The sequence below is a fragment of the Pseudomonas sp. Irchel 3A7 genome, assembly GCF_900187565.1.
Classification (GTDB): Bacteria; Pseudomonadota; Gammaproteobacteria; order Pseudomonadales; family Pseudomonadaceae; genus Aquipseudomonas.
Genome location: NZ_FYED01000010.1, coordinates 37,493 through 63,111, shown reverse-complemented (window position 1 = coordinate 63,111; position 25,619 = coordinate 37,493). Strand labels below are relative to the sequence as shown.

The following is a 25,619-nucleotide window of genomic DNA, read 5'->3' as shown; positions in this document are numbered from 1 at the left end:
ATACTGCTTTCGAAGCAAAAATGGAGATTGCAGCATGACCGAAGAGCAGAAAGTAAAAGGGCCAGCGTCGTACTTTCCCTCGATTGAGAAAAAGTACGGGCAGCCCATTTCCCACTGGCTGAATTTACTCAACACCGTCAGTGGCAAGAAGCATATGGAAATGGTGGCCTTGCTCAAAACCGAGCACGGCATGGGCCATGGTCATGCCAATGCTTTGGTGGCGTACCATTTGGCGGGTGCCAAAAGCGCCTGACATGCATGGCCCGGCCGCCACTAATCGTAGAACGGCTCAACCGGCGTCCGACTGCCGACAAAAAAGCTGTCGGCCACCAGTCGTAGTGGCTGGAGGTCCAGGTCGCTGGCCTTGTTGCCAATCAACTGTTGAAAATGTCGATAGACCGCCGCGTACTCGCCCTCGTTCGACACGGCTTGGTGCACGCCGTCAATACTCAACAGTGCGCCCCCGTTGTCCAGTCGCAGGATGCCTTCGGCGCAGCGTATCTCGATGCTCCAGAGCTCCTCATGACCGTGGTCGAAATCGAACTCCGCGCGGACATCAAGGTGGTGCGCGTCAGACATTTTAACGGAAGCGGCAATCGGCGACTGGCAGTTGCCGGGCACTCGCAGCTCGGCAGACTCGACAAACAGCGGCAGTTTCAGCAGATGGGTCGCAATCGATAAGGCATTGATGCCGGGATCGAAGACGCCCAGGCCGCCAGGTTGCCAGATCCATGCCTGGCCGGGGTGCCACTTGCGCACGTCTTCCTTCCAGTCGATCTGTACGCTTCGCGGGGTGCGGGTGGCCAACCAGTCCCGGGCGGCTTCGATGCCGGGAGCGTAGCGTGAATGCCAGGCGAACAAACCACTGACGCCTTGCACCTCAGCCTGTGTCACCAACGCCATGGCTTCACCCAACGTGGCGCAGGGCGGTTTTTCTACCAACACGTGTTTGCCAGCAGCCAGCGCCTGTTGCACCAGGGCAAAACGTCCTTGCGGTGGTGTGCAAAACGCAATCGCATCGACGTGCGGGCCATTTTCGAGCAGCTCGCCCAGGGAATGAAAGTTCGCCACCGCGGCGCAGGGCGGCCCTTGCGTGGCGACAGACACCAACTGGAACGCCGGGTTGGCATTGATCGCTGGAACGTGTTGATCCCGGGCAATTTTGCCGTAGCCCACCAGACCGAGACGGATCGGTTGCATCAATGACTCCTGTTTTTTTCTTGTATTGGAAAGCGCCCGGCCAGATTACGTTTGTATCGCGGGGAAGTCATTGCTTACGTGCTCACGTTCGATCGGGTACGTGAGCACGAGTGCTGCGATCGGCTTGGCGCGGATCATGCTTTGATTCAATGACATGAGTCGGTACTGACTATGCGGATGACACTTTTGAAGTGAACCGTTTCAGAGACAGGCCCGATAATCGAAATCTCACACACGGAATGTCGAGGTCCAGCATGACGAGCGCAACGGCACAGCAGGTCAGCCCGAACACCCTGAAAAAAGTGATTGTCGCGGCCGCCATCGGTAATTTCGTCGAGTGGTTCGACTTCGCCGTCTATGGCTTTTTGGCCACGACCATCGCCCAACAATTTTTCCCCAGCGGTGATCCCAGTGCCGCCTTGCTCAAAACTTTTGCGGTGTTCGCCGTAGCCTTCGCGTTCCGGCCTCTTGGCGGGATTTTCTTTGGCATGCTGGGTGACCGGATCGGCCGCAAACGAACCCTCGCGATGACGATTCTGCTGATGGCCGGTGCCACGACCTTGATCGGCCTTTTGCCGACTTACGCCGCCATCGGCGTCACGGCCCCGATCCTGCTATCCCTGATCCGTTGCGCTCAAGGCTTTTCCGCCGGTGGAGAATACGCAGGTGCCTGTGCCTACCTTATGGAGCATGCTCCAAATGATAAACGCGCCTGGTATGGCAGTTTCATTCCAGTGTCGACATTTTCCGCCTTCGCCGCGGCAGCCGTGGTGGCCTACGCCCTCGAGGCGTCATTATCAACCGAAGCGATGGGCAGCTGGGGCTGGCGCCTGCCGTTCCTGATTGCTGCGCCACTGGGACTGGTCGGCCTTTACCTGCGCTGGAAGCTGGATGAGACCCCGGCATTCCAGGCGGTCACTCAGGAACATGCCGTCGCACACTCTCCGCTCAAGGAAACCTTGCGCAACCATGGTGCGGCTATTTGTTGCCTGGGCGCTTTTGTGTCACTGACGGCGCTGTCGTTCTATATGTTCACTACCTATTTTGCCACCTACCTGCAAGTGGCTGGCGGTCTGAGTCGAGCCTCGGCATTACTGGTGTCGCTGATTGCCTTGCTGTTTGCCGCCGCGATTTGTCCATTGGCAGGCCTGTATTCGGACCGGGTGGGGCGTCGAATGACGGTGATGACCGCTTGCGCGCTGTTGATCGTGGCCGTGTATCCATCGTTCCTGATGGCCAGTTCCGGCTCGTTCGCAGCTTCCATCGTCGGCGTTATGCTCCTGGCGATTGGCGCCGTGTTGTGTGGCGTGGTGACTGCGGCCTTGCTCTCGGAAACTTTCCCCACCCGGACTCGGTACACCGCGTCCGCCATCACCTACAACATGGCCTACACCCTCTTCGGCGGCACCGCGCCGCTGGTGGCGACCTGGCTGATCAGCACCACCGGCAGCAACCTGTCGCCGGCGTTCTATCTGATCGCCATCGCGTTGCTGGCGCTGGCAGGTGGCCTGGCATTGCCGGAAACCTCAAGGATTTCCCTGCACGACATCCCGACGCAAGAAAAAGCAGCAAGCGTGAACGCCGTGGCCTGAAAGAAATCATGAGTTGCGGTGGGTCGACCGACTCGGCCTGCGGATGAATCAAGACAAAAGACCGGCCGCCAAAAACAAAAAAAGCACCTGAGGTGCTTTTTTTGTTGGCGCTGTTTCAACGGGATAAAGCCGCCACATTGGCCCGTGCCATGTGCAGTTTTTTGTAGCTGTCGATCAGGCGCAGGTGCCTGTCGAGCCCCTCCAGTTTCATGCTTGTCGGCGTCAAGCCGAAGAAACGCACGCTGCCGTTCACCGAACCGATCGCGGCATCCATACGTTCGTTGCCGAACATGCGGCGGAAATTGGCTTCGTAGTCCGCCAGTTCCAGATCCTCGTCCAGCTCCATCTCCAACACCCCATTCACGGCCTGGTAAAACAGCCCGCGCTCGACCGTGTTGTCGTTGTACTGCAGGAACATCTCCACCGCCTCTTTCGCCTCTTCGTATTGCTGCAAGGCGAGCCAGATCAACAGCTTCAGCTCCAGGATCGTCAGCTGACCCCAGGCGGTATTGTCGTCGAATTCGATGCCGATCAAGGTGGTGATGTCGGTGTAATCATCCAGCTCGCTTTCCACCAGACGCTCGACCAGGGACTTCAGCCCGGTCTCGTCCAGGCTATGCAGATTCAGGATATCGGCACGGAAGAACAACGCTTTGTTGGTGTTATCCCAGATCAGATCGTCGATCGGATAAATCTCGGAGTAGTCCGGCACCAGGATGCGGCAGGCGGTTGCGCCGATATGCTCATACACCGCCATGTACACTTCTTTGCCCATGTTTTCGAGAATGCCGAACAAGGTCGCGGCTTCCTCGGCGTTGGAGTTTTCACCCTGGCCCGAGAAGTCCCACTCCACAAATTCGTAGTCCGACCTGGAGCTGAAGAAGCGCCACGACACCACACCGCTGGAGTCGATAAAGTGCTCGACGAAGTTATTCGGCTCGGTGACCGCATGGCCTTCGAAGGTAGGCTGAGGCAAATCATTGAGGCCTTCGAAACTGCGGCCCTGCAGCAGTTCCGTCAGGCTGCGTTCCAGCGCCACTTCAAGGCTTGGGTGCGCGCCGAACGAGGCAAACACGCCGCCGGTGCGCGGGTTCATCAAGGTGACGCACATCACCGGGAACTCACCGCCCAGGGACGCATCCTTCACCAGCACCGGAAAGCCCTGGGCTTCCAGTGCCTGAATACCGGCCAGAATCCCCGGGTACTTCGCCAGCACTTCCTGCGGCACATCCGGCAGTGCGAATTCACCTTCGATGATTTCGCGTTTCACCGCGCGCTCGAAGATTTCCGACAGGCATTGCACCTGGGCTTCGGCCAAGGTGTTGCCGGCACTCATGCCATTGCTCAGGTACAGGTTTTCGATCAGGTTGGACGGGAAGTACACCACCTCGCCATCCGACTGGCGTACGAACGGCAGCGAAACAATGCCGCGCTCTTCATTACCCGAGTTGGTATCGAACAGATGCGAGCCACGCAGCTCGCCATCGCGGTTGTAGATCTTGAGGCAATACGCGTCGAGAATTTCAGCCGGCAATTCATCCTTGCGGCCGGGCTGGAACCAGCGCTCGTCCGGGTAATGCACGAACGGTGCATTGGCGATCTCTTCGCCCCAGAACTGATCGTTGTAGAAAAAGTTGCAGTTGAGTCGCTCGATAAATTCGCCCAGTGCCGACGCCAGCGCGGCTTCCTTGGTCGCGCCCTTGCCGTTGGTGAAACACATCGGCGAGTGTGCATCGCGGATATGCAGCGACCAGACATTGGGCACGATATTGCGCCACGAAGCGATTTCAATCTTCATGCCCAGGCCGGCCAGAATGCCCGACATGTTGGCGATGGTCTGCTCCAGCGGCAGATCCTTGCCCACGATGTAAGTGCCCGCCTCCGACACCGAATGGGGCATCAGCAGCGCCTGGGCATCGGCATCGAGGTTTTCCACTTCCTCGATCACAAACTCAGGCCCGGCTTGCACCACCTTCTTCACCGTACAACGGTCGATGGAGCGCAAAATGCCCTGGCGGTCCTTGTCGGAGATATCCGCCGGCAACTCGACCTGGATCTTGAAAATCTGGTTGTAGCGGTTTTCCGGATCAACAATGTTGTTCTGCGACAGGCGAATGTTATCCGTGGGGATGTTGCGGGTTTCGCAGTACAACTTCACAAAGTACGCCGCACACAAGGCCGACGAAGCCAGAAAGTAGTCGAATGGACCCGGTGCCGAACCATCGCCCTTGTAGCGGATTGGTTGATCGGCCACCACGGTGAAGTCATCGAACTTGGCTTCAAGTCGAAGGTTGTCGAGAAAGTTGACCTTGATTTCCATGCGGGATTACCAGAATAGCGAGCTAACAAATTGGCCGTCATTATCCGGGTTTTCCAGCGGATGTATTGTCCTTTCAGCGAAAACCCGGGGTTTGGCGCTGCCCGACGACGCCGTCAGCGAAAAAGCCGCCCAAACGCTACAATCCTGCCTTTTCACCCAGAATCAGACAGGCAGTAAAGACATGGCGCTCGACCCACCCACAATGCTGGCAATCTCCACCGCCCTCGCAGCCGCCGCGGCGCTGTACCTGGCGATCGAGTGGCGCAGCATTCGTGAACCTTCGCTGCTGTTCTGGAGCGCCGGATTTGCGACGATTACCGTGGGCTCGACCCTGGCCTTGCTGCGCATGAGCGGTCTTCTGCTGATCGGCATCTGGTTCGCCAATGGCCTGTTGGTGGTGGCCCACTGGTTTTTCCTGCTGGGCGTTGCGCGCTTCACCCAAAAGCGCCTGTCCCGTGCCTGGTACCTGATTTTCGTATCGTGGCTTGCGCTGCTGTTACTGCCGGACGAGCCCTCCTGGTCGAAGATCATGCTGGTGGCCAATTCGCTGCTCGTCGCCCTGCTGTCGCTCAGGGCCAGCTTTTTGCTGCGCCCCCATGGCAAGTCGCTGAGCGTGGGGGCGGTACAACTGCGTTATGTGATGCTGGTCCACGGCCTTTTCTATGTCATCAAGGCACTGACGGCAGTGGTACCGGGCACCCTGATCGATCTGGCCTCCTTGCGTGGCGAAATCATTCAGATTTCGCTGGTCGAGGGCGTGATGGCGATCATGTTGATCGCCCTGTCGATGACCGGCACCGAGCGCTATCAGCGGGAGAAACGCATCTCACGGCTGGCCGAACGGGATCCATTGACCGCCCTGTACAACCGCCGCGCCCTGGAGGTGCGGGCACCGCGCCTGTTGGCGCAAGTCTCGACCGTCCGACCGGGCGCCTTGCTGCTGATCGACATCGACAACTTCAAACTGGTCAACGACCTGTATGGCCACACTGCAGGCGACCGACTGCTCGTGGCGCTGAGCGAGATGATCCGTTCGCTGCTGCCCGAAGACTCGCTCGCGGCCCGGCTGGGCGGTGACGAGTTCGTCATCTTGCTCAGTCACGCTTCGAGCGAACGCGTCGTGGAACTGGGCAACACCCTGCGTGACCAATTCCATACCACCGCCTCTCAGGCATTCGCCACCCCCGAAGCGGTGACCCTCAGCATCGGCGCCAACCTCTACGACCATCCCCCCGCCAGCCTGGCGGCCTTGATCGAGCAAGGCGACGCAGCACTCTATGAATCCAAGCGGGGCGGACGCGACAGCATGCGACTGGTCGATCGGACCCTGGCCAGGCAAGAACCGCTGCAAGCAGGTTGATGGGCTGTTTGCAGGCAGCCATCCGCGATTTCACGCATGTGACGGAAAGTGCGGCAGGACGTATTCGCCGAGTTCTTCGAGGATTTCGCCATAGGGTTGACGGCTGACCTTGGGGTTGAGCGCAATGTGCGAGACACCGGCGGCTTGCGCTTGCTCCAGGTAATTGCGCAGGCCGTTGCGCCCCGCCCGGAAACCACCCTGGATGCGCTGGAATGGCTGGTCCGGGTTGTCGCTGAGGTCGAGATACCCGCCCAGCCCCAACGGTTTGAAGGCGTTGCGGCCCTCGGCCTCTTGCACCAGGCCGTGCCAGCTCTCACTCAATGACGCCAACCGCTCCGGGCTTTGCACGCCGGCCAGATAGCCATCAAGGTGTTGCGCCAACCATTCGATACTCTGCTGGGCCTGACCGACAGCAATCGAGGGAACGCGTCCGTACGGCGCTTTCGGCACCAGATCCAGGGCTGCGGGGGAGCCGCCGAAGCGCTCGGAGCGGAACCGCGGAAAGCTCTGCTCGATCAGGGTGCGAAACACGGAAAAGGCATCACGGTAGCGATCGCCACGACTTTCATAATCAATGCCCAGCATCGGGTAGTCACTGTATCGATCCCCCGAGGACAGCCCGAGTACCAGCCGGCCTTCGCTGAGTTGATCCAGGGACGTCGCCTGCTTGGCCAGGTACATGGGCTCGCGGGTAGGCAGTACGATGCCCGTGGTTCCCAGGACGATGCTGCGCGTGGCGGCGGCCAGGTACCCGATATAAACCAGTGGCTCGAAGATCTGCGCCACATCGCCATAACCTGGATCATAGAAAGGAATGTCGCGCATCCACAGCGCGCCAAAGCCCATCGCTTCGGCGCGCTGTGCCATTTCCACGTGACCACGCATGGTCGGGGCGGGTCGGCCGGCATGGGTTTCCAGGGGCAAAATCAACCCGACAGTGAGTGCCTGCGGCTGAAACAACCGTTGAAAACCAGGATGACGCTCAAGTGAAGGATGAGGGGTCGGCAAGATGGCAGGTTGGGCTTGCGGCGCAATGTGTGTGGCGAAAGTCATGATGGCAGTCCCGTTGAGTGACGATGACTGACATGCTCATTGAATCCACAGCCTGGATAAACCGCTGCCGGCGACCGTTACCGGGTCCGCAGAGTCCCCAATGCCGTCACGTTTCCCAAGGCACCCCGGGTGCCCAACGCTCAACCAGCAGATCGATGAACGTGCGCACGCGTGGGGACAGGTGCCGCTTGCTCGGGTAGACGATTCTTATGGGGTCGGGCGGCGCACGGAAAGGTTTGAGCACTTCCACCAACGCGCCTTCGCGCAGGTCGTTGCCGGTAATGTAGGTCGGCAGATGAATCAGGCCGATACCGGCCAGCGCCGCTTCCCGCATGGCTTCGGAACTGTCGATGTTCAGCCGCCCAGGCTGTTCGTGCAGATGCAGGCCGGCCGGTGTCTGATAACGCCAGACGCCAGTCCGCTCGCCACTGGTGAACGCGATGGTGTCATGCCCCGTCAGTTCAGCGGGCGTTTGCGGTACACCGCAGCGGGCCAGATAAGACGGCGAGGCACAGGTCGCGAATTGCTGCCAGCCGACGGTGCGGGTCAATAATTGTGAGTCGTCTTTGGGCACACCAATGCGTATGGCGACATCGACCCCCTCTTCGACCAGATCGACAAAGCGATCGGTAAACCACACGTCCGCGCGCAACTCAGGCCACTGCTTCAAAAAAGCATCAAGGATCGGCAGGACATGACGCTGACCAAAGGAAAGTGGGGCCGTGAGTTTAAAGGTGCCGGTCGGTTGCCCACGGCGCAAAGCCATGGTCGCGTCCACCTCCTCAAGGTCCTCGAGAATCTGCCGCCAGCGTTCATACGCAACCTGCCCCTCGTCCGTCAGGCTCAGTTTGCGCGTGGTGCGATTGAGCAGCCGTGTGCCCATCCGCACTTCCAGGCGAACGATGCTTTTACCCACCGCTGATCGGGTCAAGCCGAGTGAGGCCGCCGCCGCAGTAAAGCTTCCGCTCTTCACGGCTCCGACAAACGCGGTAATGTCTGCGAATCGGTTGGCTTCCATTGTTGGCTAGACTCCAGGAAAGACCCAGGTGGTCGCGGGACTTGTAGCCTTCAAAGAGTAGTGTTTGCCAGTGACTCAAGGGTAAATACTTCAGCTCATCAGGAAACCCGCCAGTGTGCCGGGCATCCCGAGGCCTCAAGTTCCAGCCATGAATGACGACGTAGTCCTTACATCACAAAGGAGCGTGAGCCATGAAGATCAAGCATCTGCCTGTCGCCATCAGCGTTGTTTTCACACTGAGCGGTTCATGTTGGGCGGCCACGCCCGCCGCCCCGGGCACGATCCGGTTCGAAGGCGCCATCGTCGAACGCAGCTGCAGTTCCGGCCTGAGCACTCAGGCCACCGTCGAGCTGAACACCTGCCCTGCGCTCGGCCGCGCCACGGTTATCCATGTGCGCAACATCGACCGGCTCGGTGCTCCCGCCCAGGTCACAGTCAAGTTGCTCGCCGACAGTGGTCAAGGTCGCTATTACGATCAGCGTTACGCCTTGGTGGACGGCACAGGCGCGCCGGTCCGGTCCGGGAATTACCTGATGACGCTGACCCTGCCCTGACCCACCGCTACTGAACGTCGGGAGCCTGGATCAGTGCATGGCGTGACGGGGCAATGCAATGGAGATCAGTGCTGCGAGCAACACGAATGCGCTGGATATCCATAAGCACGGCCCCAGTCCATAGACCTGATAAACCCCGCCGGAAAGCACCGTGCCGATCAGTCGTCCCAAGGCGTTCGACATGTAGTAAAAACCCACGTCCAGCGAGACGCCGTCTTCCTTGGCGTAGGACACGATAAGGTAGCTGTGCAGCGACGAATTCACCGCGAACAGCGCACCAAAGATCATCAACCCGCCCAGCAATACCATGTGCCGTGACGATTCGCTGTCCAGCCCGAGGGCAATGGCCGCCGGCACGCCCGCCAGAGCCAGTGCCCACAGAAATGCCGAACGGCCATCGGGTACATGCCCACGCTTCTTTCCGGTGATGTTGGGCGCAAAAGACTGAACGATGCCGTAGCCAATCACCCAGGCCGCCAGAAAGCCGCCGACCTCCCAGAAGTCCCAGCCGAAAACGCTGCTGAGGTACACCGGCAAGGCCACCACGAACCAGACATCGCGGGCACCAAACAGAAACATCCGTGCCGCAGAAAGGACATTGATCGCCCGGCTCTTGGACAGGATGTCGCGAAACCTGGGCTTGGCTTTAGCCTTGCCCAAGTCCTTCTTCAACAGGATCAGGCTGCTGATCCAGATCAGCGCCAGGACACCGGCCATGGCCAGCAACGCGCCCTTGAAACCGATCAACGCCAGCAAGGCCCCACCGAGAAAGAAGCCGACACCCTTGAGTGCGTTCTTCGACCCCGTGAGGATCGCCACCCACCGGTAAAGCGTGCCCTGCTGCCCTTCAGGAACCAGTAGCTTGAGAGAGCTTTTGGCACTCATTTTGTTCAGGTCTTTGGCAATCCCGGACAACGCCTGAGCAGCCATCACCCAGGGGATGGTCAGCAAGGCCGAGGGCACTGTCAGCATCAGCAGCGCCGCGACCTGCATGCCCAGCCCGATGTTCATGGTCCGGTTCAGCCCCAACCGGGCCCCAAGGTAGCCGCCCAGCAGATTGGTAATCACACCAAAGAATTCGTAGAACAGAAACAGCGCCGCAATTTGCAACGGGCTGTAGCCCAGCCCGTGAAAGTGCAGCACCACCAACATGCGCAAGGCGCCGTCGGTGAGAGTGAAGGCCCAATAGTTGCCCGTGACGAGCAGGTACTGGCGCACTGACGGCGCGAGGGCTGGCAACGCTTTCATGACCGCTCCTCAGACTGCCCCACCGACCATTCTGGCCAGCTCGACGGTGCGGTTGGCATAGCCCCATTCGTTGTCGTACCAGGCATAGAGTTTGACCTGGGTACCGTTGACCACCATGGTCGACAGCGCATCGATGATCGATGAGCGCGGGTCGGTACGGTAGTCGATGGACACCAGTGGGCGCTCCTCAAAACCGAGGATGCCCTTCAGTTCATGCTCGGAAGCGTCCTTGAGGAATTGATTGACCTCCTCGACCGTGGTGGCGCGTTCGACTTCAAAGACACAGTCCGTCAGCGAAGCGTTGGCCAGCGGCACGCGCACCGCATGGCCATTCAAGCGCCCGCGCAGCTCCGGGAAAATCTCGGCGATGGCAGTGGCCGAGCCGGTACTGGTGGGAATCAGGCTCATGCCCGAAGCACGCGCACGGCGCAGGTCCTTGTGCGGTTGATCGAGAATGCTTTGGGTGTTGGTCAGGTCGTGGATGGTGGTGATCGAGCCGTGGCGAATGCCCAGCTTCTCGTGGATGACCTTCACCACCGGCGCCAGGCAGTTGGTGGTGCACGAAGCCGCAGTGACGATGCGATGTTCAGCCGGTTTGAACAGTTGATGATTGACGCCCATGACGACGTTCAACGCGCCTTTTTCCTTCACGGGGGCGCAGACCACCACACGTTTAACGCCCTGATCCAGATAAGCCTGCAACACCGCCACGGTTTTCATCTTGCCACTGGCCTCGATCACCAGATCGCAACCCGACCAGTCAGTGTCGGCAATCGCCTTGTTCGCGGTCACTTTGATGCGCTTGCCGTCAATCACCACATGATCGTTTTCCGCGCTGGCTTCGTTGTGCCAACGACCGTGCACAGAGTCGAAGTTGATCAGGTGCGCATGGGTGACTGCATCGCCCGCCGGGTCGTTGATCTGCACGAACTCAAACTCCGGCCAGCTCCAGGCCGCTCGCAGCGCGAGGCGACCGATCCGACCGAAACCGTTGATGCCAATTTTGATAGTCATGGTGTTGTGCTCTGTGTCGGAACAGGGGTGTTGTGACAAGGTGAAAAATCCTCAGATGGAGCGCTGGTTGACACGTTTCATGAGTGCTTGCGCCGATTCCTTGCGCTCGGAATAACGGTCGACCAGATAGTCCTGACGGTCGCGAAGCAGCAGCGTGAATTTCACCAACTCTTCCATCACATCAACGACACGGTCGTAGAACGCAGATGGCTTCATTCGTCCGTTATCGTCGAATTCCATATAGGCCTTCGGCACGGAGGATTGGTTGGGGATGGTGAACATGCGCATCCAGCGGCCCAGCACGCGCAGCTGATTGACCACGTTGAACGACTGCGAACCACCACACACCTGCATGACCGCGAGGGTTTTACCCTGAGTCGGGCGGACGGCACCCATGGCCAGTGGCACCCAGTCGATCTGTGCCTTGAAAACAGCGCTCATGGCGCCGTGACGCTCTGGCGAGCACCAGACCTGACCCTCGGACCACAACACTAAGTCGCGCAGTTCCTTCACGCGTGGATGATCGTCAGGAGCATCATCTGGCAGCGGCAAACCCGACGGATTGAAAATCCGCGCCTCGGCGCCGAAATGCTCCAGCAGTCGAGCGGCCTCCTCGACCAGCAGACGGCTGAAGGAGCGCTCGCGGGTCGATCCGTACAACAGCAAAATGCGCGGCTTGTGGACGGAGGTCTTTTCGATGCCGAGTTTGTCTGTCGATGGAAGATCAATCAGTTCGGTTTCGAGTTGGGGGATAGGGTCATCAAACATGGTCTTTGTCCTGTGCAGCGGCGTTCATGTGGTCCAAGGCGAAATCAAGGGTCCCGTTTTAACAGCAGGCGAGCGCCCGTTCAGGACGGTCGCCCATCTCATCAAGGCGTTTGGCATCAGGACTTAACCAATGCTGGTTGCTTTCGAGCACGGTGCTCAGGAGGTGATGGACCCAATCCGGCAGATTGGGGTGCAGGCGGTAATAGACCCATTGGCCTTGCCGACGATCCGCCAACAGGCCACACGTTCGCAGTTGTGCCAGGTGCCTGGAGATTTTCGGCTGGCTCTGGTTCAAGGCGCAGGTCAGCTCGCAAACACACAGCTCTCCTTCGCGGGTGATGAGCAGCATCGTGCGCACCCGGGTGTCGTCCGCCAGGCATTTGAAAACAGTGATCGGTGTCAGAGGGTCAGTGATGGCGCTCTCAAGGACGCTGCTGGTCATCTTGAAATCTCATTTCATATACGATTTGCCGAATATATGGTTTTTCGCATATAAGTTAAAGCGCCTTCGGCAGATTAATATCTCGATCCATTGTTGTTTGAACAGGGAAGCGACTCCATGGCCAACCCTCAGGGCGAACACCGCAGCGCCTGGTCGGTGTTTCTGATCTTCCTGCGTCTGGGATTGACCTCCTTCGGTGGGCCCATCGCGCATCTGGGTTATTTCCGCGATGAGTTCGTCACGCGACGCAACTGGCTGAGCGACCGCAGCTATGCGGATCTGGTGGCGCTGTGCCAATTCCTGCCGGGGCCGGCAAGCAGCCAGGTCGGTATCGCGCTGGGTCTGTCCCGGGCGGGCTACGGCGGTGCGCTGGCGGCCTGGGCCGGTTTCACGCTGCCTTCGGCGGTGATTTTGATCCTGTTCGCACTGGGCATTGCCCACTACGGCAGCGTCATCCCGTCCGGCGCTCTGCACGGTCTCAAAGTGGTGGCCGTCGCCGTGGTCGCCCAAGCGGTGTGGGGCATGGCACGAAACCTGTGCACGGGCGTGACGAGCGTCACGCTCATGACCATTGCGGCCTGCATCGCCCTGCTTGAACCGTCCGCCTGGGGCCAGGTCAGCGTGATTGTCGCCGCCGGTGTTGCCGGTCTTGTGCTGTTCAAACCCAAGCCGCGTGACGGGCACGATCCGCTCCCGATCACCATCAGCCATCGGGCGGGGGCGATCTGGTTGTCACTGTTTTTCCTATTGCTGGCGGGTCTGCCGCTCTTGACCCAGTTGCTGCCCAATCAAACCCTGGCGATGACGGATGCCTTCTACCGCTCCGGATCGCTGGTATTCGGTGGCGGTCACGTGGTTCTGCCGTTGCTGCAAGCCGAGGTCGTGCCCTCCGGCTGGGTCAGCAATGAAGTATTCCTGGCAGGGTATGGCGCCGCGCAGGCCGTGCCAGGTCCCTTGTTCACGTTCGCGGCGTTCCTTGGCGCATCGATGAACCACGCCCCGTCCGGCTGGATCGGCGGCCTCCTCTGCCTGCTGGCGATTTTCGCCCCGTCCTTTCTGTTGATCATGGGCGCCTTGCCCTTCTGGGAACGGTTACGCCAGAGCCTGCGCGCACAGGCTGCGCTGGCCGGCGTGAATGCGGCGGTGATCGGTCTGCTGTTGGCCGCGCTCTATCGGCCTGTCTGGACGAGTGCCATTTTCCAGGCACAAGACGTCGGCCTGGCCCTTGTCGCGCTGGTGGCGCTGATGTTCTGGAAACTCCCGCCCTGGCTGGTCGTCATTGGCAGCGGAGTCGCGGGATGGTTGTTGAGTGTTGTGTGGTGAGGGGGAGAAATCATCTCGAACCAATTTCGTTCAAGCAAAATGCACGATTTCACCGGTAATCATCTAGGCTTCGGTGAGTGGTGCACGCTGCTACATCGGGACAAGCAGCACACAAAGGACCCCTCCCCATGCAAGCCATAACAACATTGCTCAAGCGCCTGCAACCGGGAGCGAGCGATTCGATTGCGCCGACCAGACAACCGAACCTCCTGCGCTGGTTTTCGATCGTCAGCTTCATTCTTATCAGCGCCATCGCGGTTGGCCTGGGTGCAATATCGACCCGTTACCTGGTCACTGAAAGCCTGGAGCGCGACGCGCTGTTGTCGGCACAGTTCATCCAGACCATCGCCAAGGGCGAGATACGTCACCACGAATTGACCGGGATGCGGATGGGCGATGTCCTGGCGGCCACCGATTACGGAATGCTGTCGCAGGAAATGTCGCAGAACAGGCAACGTGCCCGCTCCGAGTTTCTCGACCATCTTTCGCACCTCCCGGACTCACTCCTGATCAGCATCTACTCCCCGCTCCGGACCGTGATGTGGTCGACCAATCCGCGGCTGATCGGGAAAAAATTCCTCAACGACGAGGCGCTTGAAGCGGCCTTCAGCTCCAAGGATCGGGTGTCCACCCGCTACAGCAATGCCGATGAAGTCCGTCCCGAACAGCAATTTTTGCACCCGCCCAAAATGTTCTTCATCGAAAGCTACATCCCCCTGGTCGATGACCTGGGCAATACCCTGGCGGTGGTGGAAATCTACAAGGAGCCGGTCGACCTGATCGAACGCCTGGACCGTGGTCACTGGATTATCTGGTCATCCACCGCGGTGGGCGGCCTGCTCCTTTACTTCGGGCTCTACTGGATTGTCCGGCGGGCATCGAACCAACTGGCCTCCCAGGAGGCACAACTCGTCGCCAACAAGACCTACGTGGGCCTGGTCGAAATGTCCACGGCGGTCGCCCACAGCCTGCGCAACCCCTTGGCCTGCATCCGCTCGAGCGCAGAATTGGCGAACGAGATGAAGGGGCAACCCGCGAAGAAGAACATCGACGATATCGTCAGCCAGGTGGACCGGATGGCGCAGTGGGTGCATGAGTTGCTGCTGTGCCTGCGACCGATCCGCGGAGAGGCGGAACTGGTGGAGCCGATGGAAGTGGTGCAGGCCACGCTGACCAGCTTCAGTCCGCAACTGACGCAATCAAACATCCAGGTCGAATTCAAGAATGAGCCCACCCCCCGGATCATCAGCAACCCGCTTTTACTGTCGCAGATTCTCAATAGCGTCATCGCCAATGCCATCGAGGCGATGCCCGAAGGCGGCAAACTGAGCATTCACGCCAGCGTCGATGAAGCCCACCAATGGCTGCACCTGATCATTGACGATACCGGGGACGGCGCGTCGCGGCAGCAGGAAATGATGGCGTTCAAATCCTTCTACACCACACGACAAGGCAGGTTGGGCATCGGGCTGATCATGGTGAAACAGATCATGGAAAGCTTCGGCGGAGAAGCCGGCCTGACCCACCACGAACAACAGGGAACCTCCGTGCAGTTGAGCTTCAAGGTGGTGGAAAGAAGGGCCAGTGTATTGAGCTGAGCTTTAAGGTCCCCAATCACATCAAAAACAGCACGGCACGGATAAGACGCTATCACCCTGATTGTCTACGCCAAGTGCCAGGCGATGTGCCGAACTGCCGCTTGAATGCACGACTGAACGCGGCTTCGGATTCGTAGCCCACCGCAAAGCCGATTTGCGCCACATTGCCGCGACCTTCGCGCAGGTGTTGAGCCGCCACGTGCATACGCCAGAGTGTCAGGTATTGCATCGGCGGCTGTCCGACCAATGCCGTGAATCGCTCCGCGAACACCGAGCGCGACATGCCCACTTCAAGCGCCAGGGCTTCCGCCGTCCAGCCCTCGGTTGGACGAGCATGGAGCAGTGCCAAGGCGCGCCCGATATGCGGATCGCGCAAACCCGCCAGCCACCCGCGCCGTTCATCGGGGAGGCTCGCGACATACTGGATGACGGCTTCGACGAACAGCAATTCGGACAGCTTGGCGATGATCGTTGCCGAGCCGACGCGGCCCGCGGCGATCTCACTGACAGCGAAACGGAATGAGCTTTCAATCCAGGCGCCCGAAGCCGTCGCGCGTACGTTCAGCTTCAATAAGGATGGCAGCGACGAAAGCAACGGACTGAAAGGTGTTTCTGAGCCGAGGAATCCGCACAACAGCTGCGTCGCCTCGCCGCCCCCGCCATATTTGATTCGTGAAATGCCGCCGACGTCTGGCGGCTGAATGACTTCACGTGCCGACATGGGCGCAATGCTCAGGTCGCTGCCAAAGGAATGAACGTCATTGTGAGGCAGCAGAATGAGTTCGCCTGCCGCCACGTCCAGGGTAGCGCCACCGTTTATTCGTAATTGCATGTGCCCCGCCGCGACAAAATGCGAGGCAATGACATGTCGAGGCGCCGCCAGGAACGGTTTGCAATCGTCCGCAGAGAGCCTTCCGCTGATGCACCAGGGCGCCGTGAATTCCGCCTCGAGAAAGACCCCTCCAGACAGCCGGATCACACGCAAGACATCAGAAAGCGCATCCAACACCGGCCAGCCCTCCTTTCCGGAGTCCGGAGCATGTAATCAGGCGGCCCGGTCATTCGCCGCCTGAACGGCGAGGCCTAGATTAGCACCAACGCGGAGTCAGTGATCGAGACGATCCCCGGATGCTTCTCCCAGGGTCATTGGCTCCGACGTCAACCGTAATAGCCTCACCCCAACTCGACCAGGGAAGCAGGAGAACGATATGAACACCGTCGCCCACATACCCGGCTCAGATTCGGGCAACGCCGCCCGTTATGCTCAACTTGTCAGATCATCGAAGAAAGCCGAATGGCAGATCGATCGCGATTTGCTACAGGACCGCAGCTTCGATTTCTCGCGCAAATTCCTGCCCGACGGACTCTCGCGGGTCGACCGCCTGTCTTTTCTCACCGCAGACGAGGCGCGCTTGCTCAGCCAGATCCAGGGCCGCACCTATGCGTACATCTTTGGCCTGGTGGAGCGTTTTATCAGTGCCAAAATGCTCGATCAGGGTCGGGCCCATGTGTTTGACGATCAGCTCGCACTTGAAGCGCTGGTGCGTTTTTCCAACGACGAGATCAAGCATCAGGAGCTGTTTCGGCGCATGGAGACGATGATGGCTGCGCAGTTGCCAGCGGGATACCGTCAAGTTGCCGATCCAAACGATGTGGCGCGCGCGGTGCTGGCGGCCAGTACCTGGTCGGTGCTGGCGCTGACCTGTCATATCGAGCTGTTTGTCCAGACGCACTACTCGCAAAGCATCGCCCCGCGCGAGGACTTGTGCCCCCTGTTCAAGGATGTCTTCAAGTTTCACTGGAAGGATGAAAGTCGGCACGTCGTCATCGATGAACTGGAGTGGAAGACGGAGCACGCGAAACGCTCGCCCGCCGAGCGCGACCAGGCCGTGAATGATCTGATTGCGCTGGTGGCCGCTGTCGACACAATCCTGCAGGCCCAGGCGGCATCCGATGCCGACTACTTCATGCGCAATGTTTCACCACCATTCGAGGTCGATGAGGCAGCGCAAATCAGAGCCTGCGTGCTGGGCGCCTACCGCTGGCAATACACTATTTCAGGCGTGCAGCATCCACACTTTGGCCGGCTGCTTGCGGGCATGACAACCCCCGCACAGATGTCGAGGATTCAGACCGCACTGTCCCCCATCATGAATTGATCGAGGAAGGCAGCCATGACGATACCGATGTGGATGTTGCTTGGATTTGCGACCTGGACTTTGCTGTTGTTGGTGGCAACTGTCGGGGTGTATCGCTGGGTCAGAATCCTGTTCTCGAATGTTCCGATTGGCTCTTTCCGAAGCGATCAGCCCGAAGGCGAGGATTGGTATCGGCGCGGAACAAGAGCGCACGCGAACTGCGTGGAAAACCTGCCAGTCTTCGGCGCCATCGTGTTCGTGACTTCAGCCCTCGGTATCGACAGCCCGACAGTGAACTTTTTATCCGTAATCGTCCTGTTCGCTCGCGTGTGCCAGTCCCTGGTCCACGTATCCCATGTGCAAACCGACAGGTTCGTGGCGGTTCGGTTTGCCTTCTATTGCGTTCAACTGGTCTGCTTTTTCGCGCTCATGGGGATAGCCGCCTTTTACGGTGCATGACACATCATCCGGTGACATGGGACAAGCACACTATTATCTTGGACGGCAGTCATTGCAGCCGCTTCACCAGGGAGAACAGCCCCATGAAGATCGTGATTACCAGTGTAATGGTCGACGACCAGGCCAAGGCGCTGGCCTTCTACCGGGACACACTCGGTTTCGAGCTCAAACATGACATCCCGATGGGCGCGTTTCGCTGGCTGACCCTCACCTCACCCGGTGATCCCGATGGCGTCGAATTGCTGCTGGAACCCGATGCCCATCCGGCGGCGAAACCGTTCAAGTCGGCGGTGAAGCAGGACGGTATACCCTTCACGTCCTTCGGGGTCGAAGACATCCAGGCCGAGTACGCAAGGCTTAGCGCTGCCGGCGTCCACTTCACCCAGCCACCGACAGCCATGGGACCGGTGACCACCGCCGTGTTCGACGACACCTGCGGCAACCTGATCCAGATCGTGCAAAAGCATTGAAATGTGGCGATCAGCCGTACACTATCGCTGGCAAGCCATGCTCCCACAGGGTCATGTTTTGTCACTTAAGAGAGTCTTGAGTCTTACCATTCTCTGTGGCGAGCGAGCTTGCTCGCGCTTGAGTGCGCAGCACTCACAAAGTCGCAATGGTTATCCGATTTTTTGGGGCCGCTGCGCAGCCCGGCGCGAGCAAGCTCGCTCGCCACAGATTTCTCATTGACTCAAGATCCGCTTAAATGACAAAGCATGACCCTGTAGGAGCGAGGCTTGCCCGCGAAGAGGACCTGCCAGTCAACACAAAATCAGGATCAGCCGACTACGGCGACACGTCTTCCTGGCCAACCGCCGCAAGCTGCGCAAACGCAAGGTAATAACCATTGCAATCACGCACCCCAAACTCCCGCGATCCATACGGCATGTCCTGCAGCGGCCATGCAATGTCGGCCTTGCCCTTCACAAAGTCGTAGTAGCGATCCACCTGCTTGATCGCACAATAGATCGTGCCCGAACACCCAATGGAATTGCCCCACAGATCCTGCTGAGTGAACGTGATCCGGCAATCCTCCCGCGTCACGGTGAGTGTCGACTGCGCCGACTCGATGACTGTGAAGCCCAAAACATCGTGGTAATACTGGCGCGTGCTGTCCAGATCGTTGCAACGCAGCAAAAGTGTTAAAGGCATGCTGACCTCAAGCAGTGAGTGCACAAAGGCGAAATCAATACGGGTCAATCATAGCCAGCTTTCAATCACTCACACCGGCGAAATCGTCGCCAGCACACCAATCAAAATAGTCACCACCAGAAAGCCACCCAGAAAAATCGCCATCTTGCCCATGAGGCCCCCTACACGTTGAGTTTGCGGTGCACCGCTGCAAAAGCAGCTGAACTGGCCGTTATTGTGCGGGGCAAACTGAGTTCATTACAGAGTCAGAAAGCGTTGGAAAATACGGATCAGATGGGAACTGAGCATGAAAAAAACCCGCGGATGTACCCGATTCCCTCTGGGAGCTGGCTTGTCGGGTCGCCGCATCGCAGCGATAGCGGCCGGACAGCCGACCTGATGTTCAAGGATTCACCCAGTTCAACTGTGGGAGCGAGCCTGCTCGCGAAAGCGATGTGGTAGCAAACTTGAATCCTGTTGACCGAGCACATATCCAAAATTCCGGTCGCCTGAGACACAGCCTTCGCGAGCAGGCTCGCTCCCACAAAGATTGAGAACATTCTGAAGGGATTGGTCGGCTGTCAGACCGTCATCGCGGGCAAGCCGCGCTCCCACAGGGGAATGCGAACAGCAGACAGGTCGAGTGTCAGCTCGCCTCGCTTGCTTTTGATCTACCCGCCCCTCGGGAGGCTGAGTGGAGGCGTTCATCCGGGGACTGGCGCGCAGCGCCGTTCGACGCAGTCGAACACATCGCATGCAGGTGCAGCGAAGCCAACCGGAGGGCGATGCCCCCGGATGAATGCCGGAGCGAAGGAACGCCGAGCCTAAGCGAGGGGCCGGACGCTCAGGGCGAGCTTTTTTGCTTACTTTTTTTGGCGTTTGAAAAAAAGTGAGTCGCCGTAAGGGCGAAACCGCCAGTGGCCGTTACCGCAGGAATGGATATGTACACCATCAAAAACGATGTCGCCTGACACAAAACCTTCGCGAGCAGGCTCGCTCCCACAAAGATTGAGAACATTCTGAAGGAATTGGTCGGCTGTCAGACCGTCATCGCGGGCAAGCCGCGCTCCCACAGGGGAATGCGAACAGCAGACAGGTCGAGTGTCAGCTCGCCTCGCTTGCTTTTGATCTACCCGCCCCTCGGGAGGCTGAGTGGAGGCGCTCATCCGGGGACTGGCGCGCAGCGCCGTTCGACGCAGTCGAACACATCGCATGCAGGTGCAGCGAAGCCAACCGGAGGGCGATGCCCCCGGATGAATGCCGGAGCGAAGGAACGCCGAGCCTAAGCGAGGGGCCGGACGCTCAGGGCGAGCCTTTTTTGCTTACTTTTTTTGGCGTTTGAAAAAAAGTGAGTCGCCGTAAAGGCGAAACCGCCAGTGGCCGTTACCGCAGGAATGGATATGTACACCATCAAAAACGATGTCGCCTGACACAAAACCTTCGCGAGCAGGCTCGCTCCCACAATGGATTAGGTATATCCGTGAAATCAGGTCGGCTATGAGGCCGCCATCGCTGCGATGCGGCGACCCGACAAGCCAGCTCCCACTGTTACCGGTGAGTTCATGAAAAACCAAATATCCCACCAACGAAAAAGCCCGCTGACCATCACCGGTTCAGCGGGCTTTCTTTTCTGCGGTTCAGTCAGTCCCGCCGCAATGGCGGGACAACCGGATTACAACGCCATATCAGCCGCAGCATTCTCTTTCACAGGCTTGGCTTTTTCCGCGTCAACAGCCGGAGCCACCTGACCAATCACCGGCGGCGCAGGCAGTTCCAGGACCTTGGAGGTGTAGGCCCACTCTTCTGCCACTTTCACCGGATCGCTGTTCAGCTGAGTGCCATAGCTCGGCACGATCTGGTGCAGTTTTTCCTGCCAGGCCGGAGTCGCGACCTTGTCTTTGAACACTTTCTGGATCACGGTCAGCATGATCGGTGCAGCGGTCGATGCGCCTGGGGATGCGCCCAGCAGGCCGGCAATCGAGCCGTCAGCGGAAGCGACGATTTCGGTGCCCAGCTTCAACACGCCACCGGCGGCTTCGTCACGCTTGATGATCTGCACACGTTGGCCCGCTTGCCACAGGCGCCAGTCTTCGGCCTTGGCGTTCGGGAAGTATTCCTTCAGGGCGTTGAGGCGGTCTTCGTCAGACAGCATCAGCTGACCGGCAAGGTACTCCACCAGCGGGTATTCCTTGATGCCGACCTTGGTCATCGGCCACACGTTGTGCGTGGTGGTGGTGGTCAGCAGGTCCAGGTACGAACCTTCTTTCAGGAACTTGGTGCTGAAGGTGGCGAATGGGCCAAACAGAATCACGCGCTTGCCATCCAGCACGCGGGTGTCCAGGTGTGGAACCGACATTGGCGGGGCACCAACCGAGGCTTTGCCGTAGGCTTTGGCCAGGTGTTGCTCGGCAATGCTTGGGTTTTCGGTCACGAGGAACGAGCCACCCACCGGGAAGCCTGCGTATTCCCGGGCTTCAGGAATGCCGGACTTCTGCAGCAGGTGCAGGGCACCGCCGCCGGCGCCGATGAACACGAACTTGGCGTCGGTTTCGGTTTTGCTGCCGTCTTTCAGGTTTTTGTAGCTGACGCGCCAGCTGCCGTCTTCGTTCCTGGTGATGTCCTGCACTTCGCTGGACAGTTTCAAGTCGAATTTCGGCGTGGTTTGCAGGTGAGCCACGAACTGGCGAGTGATTTCGCCGAAGTTCATGTCGGTGCCGAGCGGGCTCCAGGTGGCCGCGATTTTCTGGTTCGGGTCACGCCCTTCCATCATCAGCGGGACCCACTTCTTGATCACAGCCGGGTCTTCGGAGTACTGCATGCCGGCGAACAGCGGGCTCGCTTGCAGGGCTTCGTAGCGCTTTTTCAGGAACTTGATGTTGTCATCGCCCCACACAAAGCTCATGTGCGGTGTGGCGTTGATGAACGAACGCGGGTTCTTCAGCACGCCCTGGCGAACCTGCCAGGCCCAGAACTGGCGGGAGATCTGGAAGGCTTCGTTGATTTCAACGGCCTTCGGGATCGAAACCTTGCCGTTCTCGTCTTCCGGGGTGTAGTTCAGCTCGGCCAGCGCGGAGTGGCCGGTACCGGCGTTGTTCCAGCCGTTGGAGCTTTCCAGGGCGACGCCGTCGAGGCGCTCGATCATCTGCATCGAAGTGCCGGGTTCCAGCTCATTGAGCCACACACCCAGGGTGGCGCTCATGATGCCGCCGCCAATCAGCAGCACATCGACTTTCTTGGCTTCTTCCGCCTGGGCTGTCGTGATCCCCAACGACAACGCCAACCCCAGCAGGGCTGTGTTCACTTTCTTAAACATCTGTAGCACCTATGATAAAACGCCATCCGCCCCGCCATCCCCGTACCAGGCCCCTTGTTGGCGACAGACAGGCTGGCTGTCGCGGGGCTTGCACATAAGGATCGCAGGGTGGGCACACAAGGCCGACTGACTGCATCGACCCCAAGTTATATGTCCCTACTGAACTGACTTTTTATCTTTTTTGGCTTCAGCTACTTGAGCGACAGTGATTCCGTTGGCGCATCTGGAGGACACGCAAACTGAATAGGTCAAACCAAGTTGGGACCAAGAATATCACGACATGGCAAACCCGCGCGTCTGTTCACGACCCTGTAGGAGCGAGCTCGCTCGCGATGGACCCGCGAACGCCGCGGGGGATCAGGCTCCCAGCGGTATCGTTAACGACCATCGCGAGCGAGCTCGCTCCTGCACAGTGGCCGTAATGGTGAACGGATCGGCATCAGGCGCGACTGGCCCTCTATACTCAATCTGCTTTTTCCGAATAGAGCATGTGAGGAGCCGCCATGAGCGATAAAGACGATCTGCGCAAGTATTCCTCAGAAGTGGTCGATGGCGTCGAAGCCGCACCGGCCCGGTCCATGCTGCGTGCCGTGGGCTTTACCGACGACGACTTCACCAAGCCGCAGATCGGTATCGCCTCGACCTGGGCGATGGTCACGCCGTGCAACATGCACATCGACAAGTTGGCGATCGAAGCCGAAAAAGGCGCGAATGCCGCCGGTGCCAAGGGGGTGATCTTCAACACCATCACCATTTCCGACGGCATCGCCAACGGCACCGAAGGCATGAAGTATTCGCTGGTGTCGCGGGAAGTGATTGCCGATTCCATCGAGACGGTGGCCGGTTGCGAAGGTTTCGACGGGCTGGTGACCGTGGGCGGTTGCGACAAGAACATGCCCGGCTGCCTGATCGGCATGGCGCGGCTCAATCGGCCGTCGATCTTCGTTTATGGCGGCACCATCCGCCCGGGGGCCGGCCACACTGACATCATTTCCGTGTTCGAAGCCGTGGGCCAGCATGCGCGCGGCGACATCAGCGAGATCCAGGTCAAGCAGATCGAGGAAGTGGCGATTCCCGGCCCCGGTTCCTGCGGTGGCATGTACACCGCCAACACCATGGCTTCGGCCATCGAAGCCCTGGGCATGAGCCTGCCCGGCTCCAGTTCCCAGGATGCCGTGGGCAGCGACAAGGCGTCGGACAGTTTCCGCGCCGGGCAGCAGGTCATGGAGCTGCTCAAGCTCGATCTCAAACCCCGGGACATCATGACCCGCAAGGCCTTTGAAAACGCCATTCGCGTGGTAATCGCCCTCGCCGGCTCCACCAATGCGGTGCTGCATCTGCTGGCCATGGCCCACGCGGTGGATGTCGAACTGACCCTGGATGACTTCGTCGAACTGGGCAAGGTGTCGCCGGTGGTGGCCGACCTGCGCCCCAGTGGCAAATACATGATGAGCGAACTGGTGGCTATCGGCGGCATACAACCGTTGATGAAGCGCATGCTGGCCGCCGGGATGCTGCACGGCGACGTCATGACTGTTACCGGCAAGACTCTCGCCGAAAACCTGGAAAACGTACCCGACTACCCTGCCGGCCAGGACGTGATCCTGCCCTTCGACCAGCCGATCAAGAAGGACTCGCACCTGGTGATCCTGCGCGGCAACCTCTCACCCACCGGCGCGGTGGCCAAGATCACCGGCAAGGAAGGTTTGCGCTTTGACGGCACGGCGCGGGTCTATCACGGTGAGGAAGGCGCGCTGGCCGGGATTCTCAATGGCGAAGTGAAAGCGGGCGATGTGATCGTGATTCGCTACGAAGGACCGAAAGGCGGGCCGGGCATGCGCGAAATGCTCTCGCCGACCTCGGCGGTGATGGGCAAGGGCCTGGGCAAAGACGTGGCGCTGATTACCGACGGCCGGTTTTCCGGTGGTTCCCATGGGTTCGTGGTGGGGCATATCACGCCGGAAGCCTTTGAGGGCGGGCCGATTGCGCTGATCGAAGACGGCGACAGGATCACCATTGATGCCGAAACCCGGCAGATTACGGTGGATGTGTCGGATGCTGAATTGGCCAGGCGCAAAACCCGGTGGGTGCGGCCGGAATCGAAGTACAAGCGTGGGGTTTTGGCCAAGTATGCGAAGACGGTGTCCAGTGCTTCGGAGGGGGCTGTGACCGATAAATACCTCTAGTCTGGCGTTGCCTGAGCGATTGCTTTCGCGAGCAGGCTCGCTCCCACAGTGGATTGGTGTACACAAGACCAATGTGGGAGCGAGCCTGCTCGCGAAGAGGCCCTTAAAGGCAGCGCAATATGAAAGGATGTATCAGAGTCTGAACCGATCCACCGACTGCGAAAGCTTGCCCGCCAACGACGACAACTCATCCGTCGTCGAAGCCGTCTGCCCGATCACCTTGCTGTTGCCTTCGGACATCCCGGCAATCATCTCCACCTGATGGGCGATTTCATTGCTGGCCAGGCTCTGCTCGCCAATGGTCCGGCTGATGTCATTGACCAGTTGCGTGGTGTTGAGCGTGGCCTCGAGGATTTCGCGGATGGCGCGCTCGACATCGGCGGTCACGGCCATGCCCTTGTCGACCTGGGCGACGCCCTCTTCCATGCTGATGACTGCCTCGCGGGTGCTTTGCTGGATGCGCGAGACCATGGCGGCGATTTCCTGGGTGGAGGCGCTGGTGCGACCGGCGAGGCTGCGCACCTCGTCGGCGACCACGGCAAACCCGCGCCCCTGCTCACCGGCACGAGCCGCTTCGATGGCAGCGTTCAGTGCCAACAGGTTGGTCTGATCGGCGATGCCCTTGATCACCTGGATAATGCTGAAAATCGCTTCGGACTCCTTGTCCAGCGTACGAATCACCTGCGCCGACTGCTGCGCCGAACGGGCGATACCGTCCATGTCATTGACCACCTGATGGATCACCCGTCCGCCGTCCTTGGCCAAGGCCTCGGCCTGATTGGCCATGTTCAGCGCGCGCTCGGCATGCCGGGTGATTTCCTCGATGCTCGCGGTCATTTCGCTGGCGGCCGCGGCCATGGTGCTGGCCGCGGTGCTTTGTTGCTGGCTGCTGCCGGCGACTT

22 protein-coding genes are annotated in these 25,619 nt (G+C 59.5%); 10 read left to right on the top strand and 12 right to left on the bottom strand.

Features of this window, described 5'->3' with window-relative positions:
* Positions 1-34 precede the first annotated feature (34 nt).
* Positions 35-253 carry a DUF4287 domain-containing protein gene (locus CKW21_RS17400; RefSeq protein ID WP_095195185.1) on the top strand — a complete coding sequence of 73 codons (219 nt, stop codon included), beginning with the start codon at positions 35-37 and terminating at the stop codon, positions 251-253.
* Positions 254-273: 20 nt separating this feature from the next.
* Here the strand turns inward: CKW21_RS17400 and CKW21_RS17395 are convergent, their stop codons facing one another.
* Positions 274-1,200 carry a Gfo/Idh/MocA family protein gene (locus tag CKW21_RS17395; RefSeq protein ID WP_095195184.1) on the bottom strand — a complete coding sequence of 309 codons (927 nt, stop codon included), beginning with the start codon at positions 1,198-1,200 and terminating at the stop codon, positions 274-276.
* 254 nt (positions 1,201-1,454) lie between these two features.
* On the opposite strand from CKW21_RS17395, the gene CKW21_RS17390 reads away from it, so the two are divergent.
* Positions 1,455-2,792, top strand: coding sequence for an MFS transporter (locus CKW21_RS17390; RefSeq protein WP_095195183.1), 1,338 nt, complete (start codon positions 1,455-1,457; stop codon positions 2,790-2,792).
* 115 nt (positions 2,793-2,907) lie between these two features.
* Here the strand turns inward: CKW21_RS17390 and CKW21_RS17385 are convergent, their stop codons facing one another.
* Entirely contained in the window at positions 2,908-5,112 is a 2,205-nt protein-coding gene (locus CKW21_RS17385) for an OsmC domain/YcaO domain-containing protein (protein ID WP_095195182.1), read from the bottom strand.
* Between the two features lie 181 nt (positions 5,113-5,293).
* On the opposite strand from CKW21_RS17385, the gene CKW21_RS17380 reads away from it, so the two are divergent.
* Positions 5,294-6,472 carry a GGDEF domain-containing protein gene (locus CKW21_RS17380; RefSeq protein ID WP_095195181.1) on the top strand — a complete coding sequence of 393 codons (1,179 nt, stop codon included), beginning with the start codon at positions 5,294-5,296 and terminating at the stop codon, positions 6,470-6,472.
* Between the two features lie 30 nt (positions 6,473-6,502).
* Here CKW21_RS17380 and CKW21_RS17375 read toward each other — a convergent pair whose 3' ends face one another.
* Positions 6,503-7,525: an LLM class oxidoreductase gene (locus CKW21_RS17375; protein ID WP_095195180.1), complete on the bottom strand. Its 1,023-nt coding sequence runs from the start codon at positions 7,523-7,525 to the stop codon at positions 6,503-6,505.
* Between the two features lie 106 nt (positions 7,526-7,631).
* Positions 7,632-8,543: a LysR family transcriptional regulator gene (locus CKW21_RS17370; RefSeq protein WP_095195179.1), complete on the bottom strand. Its 912-nt coding sequence runs from the start codon at positions 8,541-8,543 to the stop codon at positions 7,632-7,634.
* Positions 8,544-8,734: 191 nt separating this feature from the next.
* Here CKW21_RS17370 and CKW21_RS17365 point away from each other — a divergent pair, with 191 nt between their 5' ends.
* Positions 8,735-9,097 carry a type 1 fimbrial protein gene (locus tag CKW21_RS17365; protein ID WP_170948685.1) on the top strand — a complete coding sequence of 121 codons (363 nt, stop codon included), beginning with the start codon at positions 8,735-8,737 and terminating at the stop codon, positions 9,095-9,097.
* 30 nt (positions 9,098-9,127) lie between these two features.
* Here CKW21_RS17365 and arsJ read toward each other — a convergent pair whose 3' ends face one another.
* From arsJ to CKW21_RS17345, 4 genes are read right to left on the bottom strand one after another with little or no spacing between them, the layout of a single operon-like run.
* On the bottom strand, positions 9,128-10,345 hold the full coding sequence (gene arsJ, locus CKW21_RS17360; protein WP_095195178.1) for an organoarsenical effux MFS transporter ArsJ: 1,218 nt from the start codon (positions 10,343-10,345) through the stop codon (positions 9,128-9,130).
* Between the two features lie 9 nt (positions 10,346-10,354).
* Entirely contained in the window at positions 10,355-11,359 is a 1,005-nt protein-coding gene (locus tag CKW21_RS17355) for an ArsJ-associated glyceraldehyde-3-phosphate dehydrogenase (protein ID WP_095195177.1), read from the bottom strand.
* A gap of 51 nt (positions 11,360-11,410) precedes the next feature.
* Entirely contained in the window at positions 11,411-12,127 is a 717-nt protein-coding gene (gene arsH, locus CKW21_RS17350; RefSeq protein ID WP_095195176.1) for an arsenical resistance protein ArsH, read from the bottom strand.
* A gap of 58 nt (positions 12,128-12,185) precedes the next feature.
* Positions 12,186-12,542, bottom strand: a complete 357-nt coding sequence (locus CKW21_RS17345; RefSeq protein WP_095195359.1) for a metalloregulator ArsR/SmtB family transcription factor — start codon at positions 12,540-12,542, stop codon at positions 12,186-12,188.
* Positions 12,543-12,686: 144 nt separating this feature from the next.
* Between CKW21_RS17345 and chrA the strand changes: the two genes are divergently transcribed.
* The gene (gene chrA, locus CKW21_RS17340; RefSeq protein WP_095195175.1) at positions 12,687-13,892 is read left to right on the top strand and encodes a chromate efflux transporter; all 1,206 of its coding nucleotides are present in this window, start codon (positions 12,687-12,689) and stop codon (positions 13,890-13,892) included.
* A gap of 128 nt (positions 13,893-14,020) precedes the next feature.
* Positions 14,021-15,490, top strand: a complete 1,470-nt coding sequence (locus CKW21_RS17335; RefSeq protein ID WP_095195174.1) for a HAMP domain-containing sensor histidine kinase — start codon at positions 14,021-14,023, stop codon at positions 15,488-15,490.
* Between the two features lie 52 nt (positions 15,491-15,542).
* Here the strand turns inward: CKW21_RS17335 and CKW21_RS17330 are convergent, their stop codons facing one another.
* Positions 15,543-16,499 carry an AraC family transcriptional regulator gene (locus CKW21_RS17330; RefSeq protein WP_095195173.1) on the bottom strand — a complete coding sequence of 319 codons (957 nt, stop codon included), beginning with the start codon at positions 16,497-16,499 and terminating at the stop codon, positions 15,543-15,545.
* Positions 16,500-16,698: 199 nt separating this feature from the next.
* Here CKW21_RS17330 and CKW21_RS17325 point away from each other — a divergent pair, with 199 nt between their 5' ends.
* The 3 genes from CKW21_RS17325 (at position 16,699) to CKW21_RS17315 (ending at position 18,557) form a co-directional block, all read left to right on the top strand.
* Entirely contained in the window at positions 16,699-17,649 is a 951-nt protein-coding gene (locus CKW21_RS17325; protein ID WP_095195172.1) for a diiron oxygenase, read from the top strand.
* 15 nt (positions 17,650-17,664) lie between these two features.
* Positions 17,665-18,087: an MAPEG family protein gene (locus CKW21_RS17320; protein WP_095195171.1), complete on the top strand. Its 423-nt coding sequence runs from the start codon at positions 17,665-17,667 to the stop codon at positions 18,085-18,087.
* Positions 18,088-18,170: 83 nt separating this feature from the next.
* Positions 18,171-18,557 (top strand): VOC family protein, encoded by a 387-nt coding sequence (locus CKW21_RS17315; RefSeq protein WP_095195170.1) that lies wholly within the window; start codon positions 18,171-18,173, stop codon positions 18,555-18,557.
* A 316-nt stretch (positions 18,558-18,873) separates the two neighbouring features.
* Here CKW21_RS17315 and CKW21_RS17305 read toward each other — a convergent pair whose 3' ends face one another.
* Both CKW21_RS17305 and mqo read right to left on the bottom strand, forming a co-directional pair.
* A complete protein-coding gene (locus tag CKW21_RS17305; protein ID WP_256590261.1) occupies positions 18,874-19,287 on the bottom strand; it encodes a glyoxalase/bleomycin resistance/extradiol dioxygenase family protein in 414 nt (137 codons plus the stop codon).
* 1,603 nt (positions 19,288-20,890) lie between these two features.
* Positions 20,891-22,531, bottom strand: a complete 1,641-nt coding sequence (gene mqo, locus CKW21_RS17300; protein WP_095195167.1) for a malate dehydrogenase (quinone) — start codon at positions 22,529-22,531, stop codon at positions 20,891-20,893.
* 503 nt (positions 22,532-23,034) lie between these two features.
* Here mqo and ilvD point away from each other — a divergent pair.
* A complete protein-coding gene (gene ilvD / locus CKW21_RS17295) occupies positions 23,035-24,717 on the top strand; it encodes a dihydroxy-acid dehydratase (protein WP_095195166.1) in 1,683 nt (560 codons plus the stop codon).
* Positions 24,718-24,849: 132 nt separating this feature from the next.
* Here the strand turns inward: ilvD and CKW21_RS32340 are convergent, their stop codons facing one another.
* Positions 24,850-25,575 carry a methyl-accepting chemotaxis protein gene (locus CKW21_RS32340; protein WP_371917529.1) on the bottom strand — a complete coding sequence of 242 codons (726 nt, stop codon included), beginning with the start codon at positions 25,573-25,575 and terminating at the stop codon, positions 24,850-24,852.
* Positions 25,576-25,619 lie beyond the last annotated feature (44 nt).

Bases quoted from the DNA above. Each gene is read 5' to 3' on its own strand.
- CKW21_RS17400 (WP_095195185.1), top strand. From the start codon at position 35: ATGACCGAAGAGCAGAAAGTAAAAGGGCCAGCGTCGTACTTTCCCTCG.
- CKW21_RS17395 (WP_095195184.1), bottom strand. From the start codon at position 1,200: ATGCAACCGATCCGTCTCGGTCTGGTGGGCTACGGCAAAATTGCCCGG.
- CKW21_RS17390 (WP_095195183.1), top strand. From the start codon at position 1,455: ATGACGAGCGCAACGGCACAGCAGGTCAGCCCGAACACCCTGAAAAAA.
- CKW21_RS17385 (WP_095195182.1), bottom strand. From the start codon at position 5,112: ATGGAAATCAAGGTCAACTTTCTCGACAACCTTCGACTTGAAGCCAAG.
- CKW21_RS17380 (WP_095195181.1), top strand. From the start codon at position 5,294: ATGGCGCTCGACCCACCCACAATGCTGGCAATCTCCACCGCCCTCGCA.
- CKW21_RS17375 (WP_095195180.1), bottom strand. From the start codon at position 7,525: ATGACTTTCGCCACACACATTGCGCCGCAAGCCCAACCTGCCATCTTG.
- CKW21_RS17370 (WP_095195179.1), bottom strand. From the start codon at position 8,543: ATGGAAGCCAACCGATTCGCAGACATTACCGCGTTTGTCGGAGCCGTG.
- CKW21_RS17365 (WP_170948685.1), top strand. From the start codon at position 8,735: ATGAAGATCAAGCATCTGCCTGTCGCCATCAGCGTTGTTTTCACACTG.
- arsJ (WP_095195178.1), bottom strand. From the start codon at position 10,345: ATGAAAGCGTTGCCAGCCCTCGCGCCGTCAGTGCGCCAGTACCTGCTC.
- CKW21_RS17355 (WP_095195177.1), bottom strand. From the start codon at position 11,359: ATGACTATCAAAATTGGCATCAACGGTTTCGGTCGGATCGGTCGCCTC.
- arsH (WP_095195176.1), bottom strand. From the start codon at position 12,127: ATGTTTGATGACCCTATCCCCCAACTCGAAACCGAACTGATTGATCTT.
- chrA (WP_095195175.1), top strand. From the start codon at position 12,687: ATGGCCAACCCTCAGGGCGAACACCGCAGCGCCTGGTCGGTGTTTCTG.
- CKW21_RS17335 (WP_095195174.1), top strand. From the start codon at position 14,021: ATGCAAGCCATAACAACATTGCTCAAGCGCCTGCAACCGGGAGCGAGC.
- CKW21_RS17325 (WP_095195172.1), top strand. From the start codon at position 16,699: ATGAACACCGTCGCCCACATACCCGGCTCAGATTCGGGCAACGCCGCC.
- CKW21_RS17320 (WP_095195171.1), top strand. From the start codon at position 17,665: ATGACGATACCGATGTGGATGTTGCTTGGATTTGCGACCTGGACTTTG.
- CKW21_RS17315 (WP_095195170.1), top strand. From the start codon at position 18,171: ATGAAGATCGTGATTACCAGTGTAATGGTCGACGACCAGGCCAAGGCG.
- mqo (WP_095195167.1), bottom strand. From the start codon at position 22,531: ATGTTTAAGAAAGTGAACACAGCCCTGCTGGGGTTGGCGTTGTCGTTG.
- ilvD (WP_095195166.1), top strand. From the start codon at position 23,035: ATGAGCGATAAAGACGATCTGCGCAAGTATTCCTCAGAAGTGGTCGAT.
- CKW21_RS32340 (WP_371917529.1), bottom strand. From the start codon at position 25,575: ATGGCCGCGGCCGCCAGCGAAATGACCGCGAGCATCGAGGAAATCACC.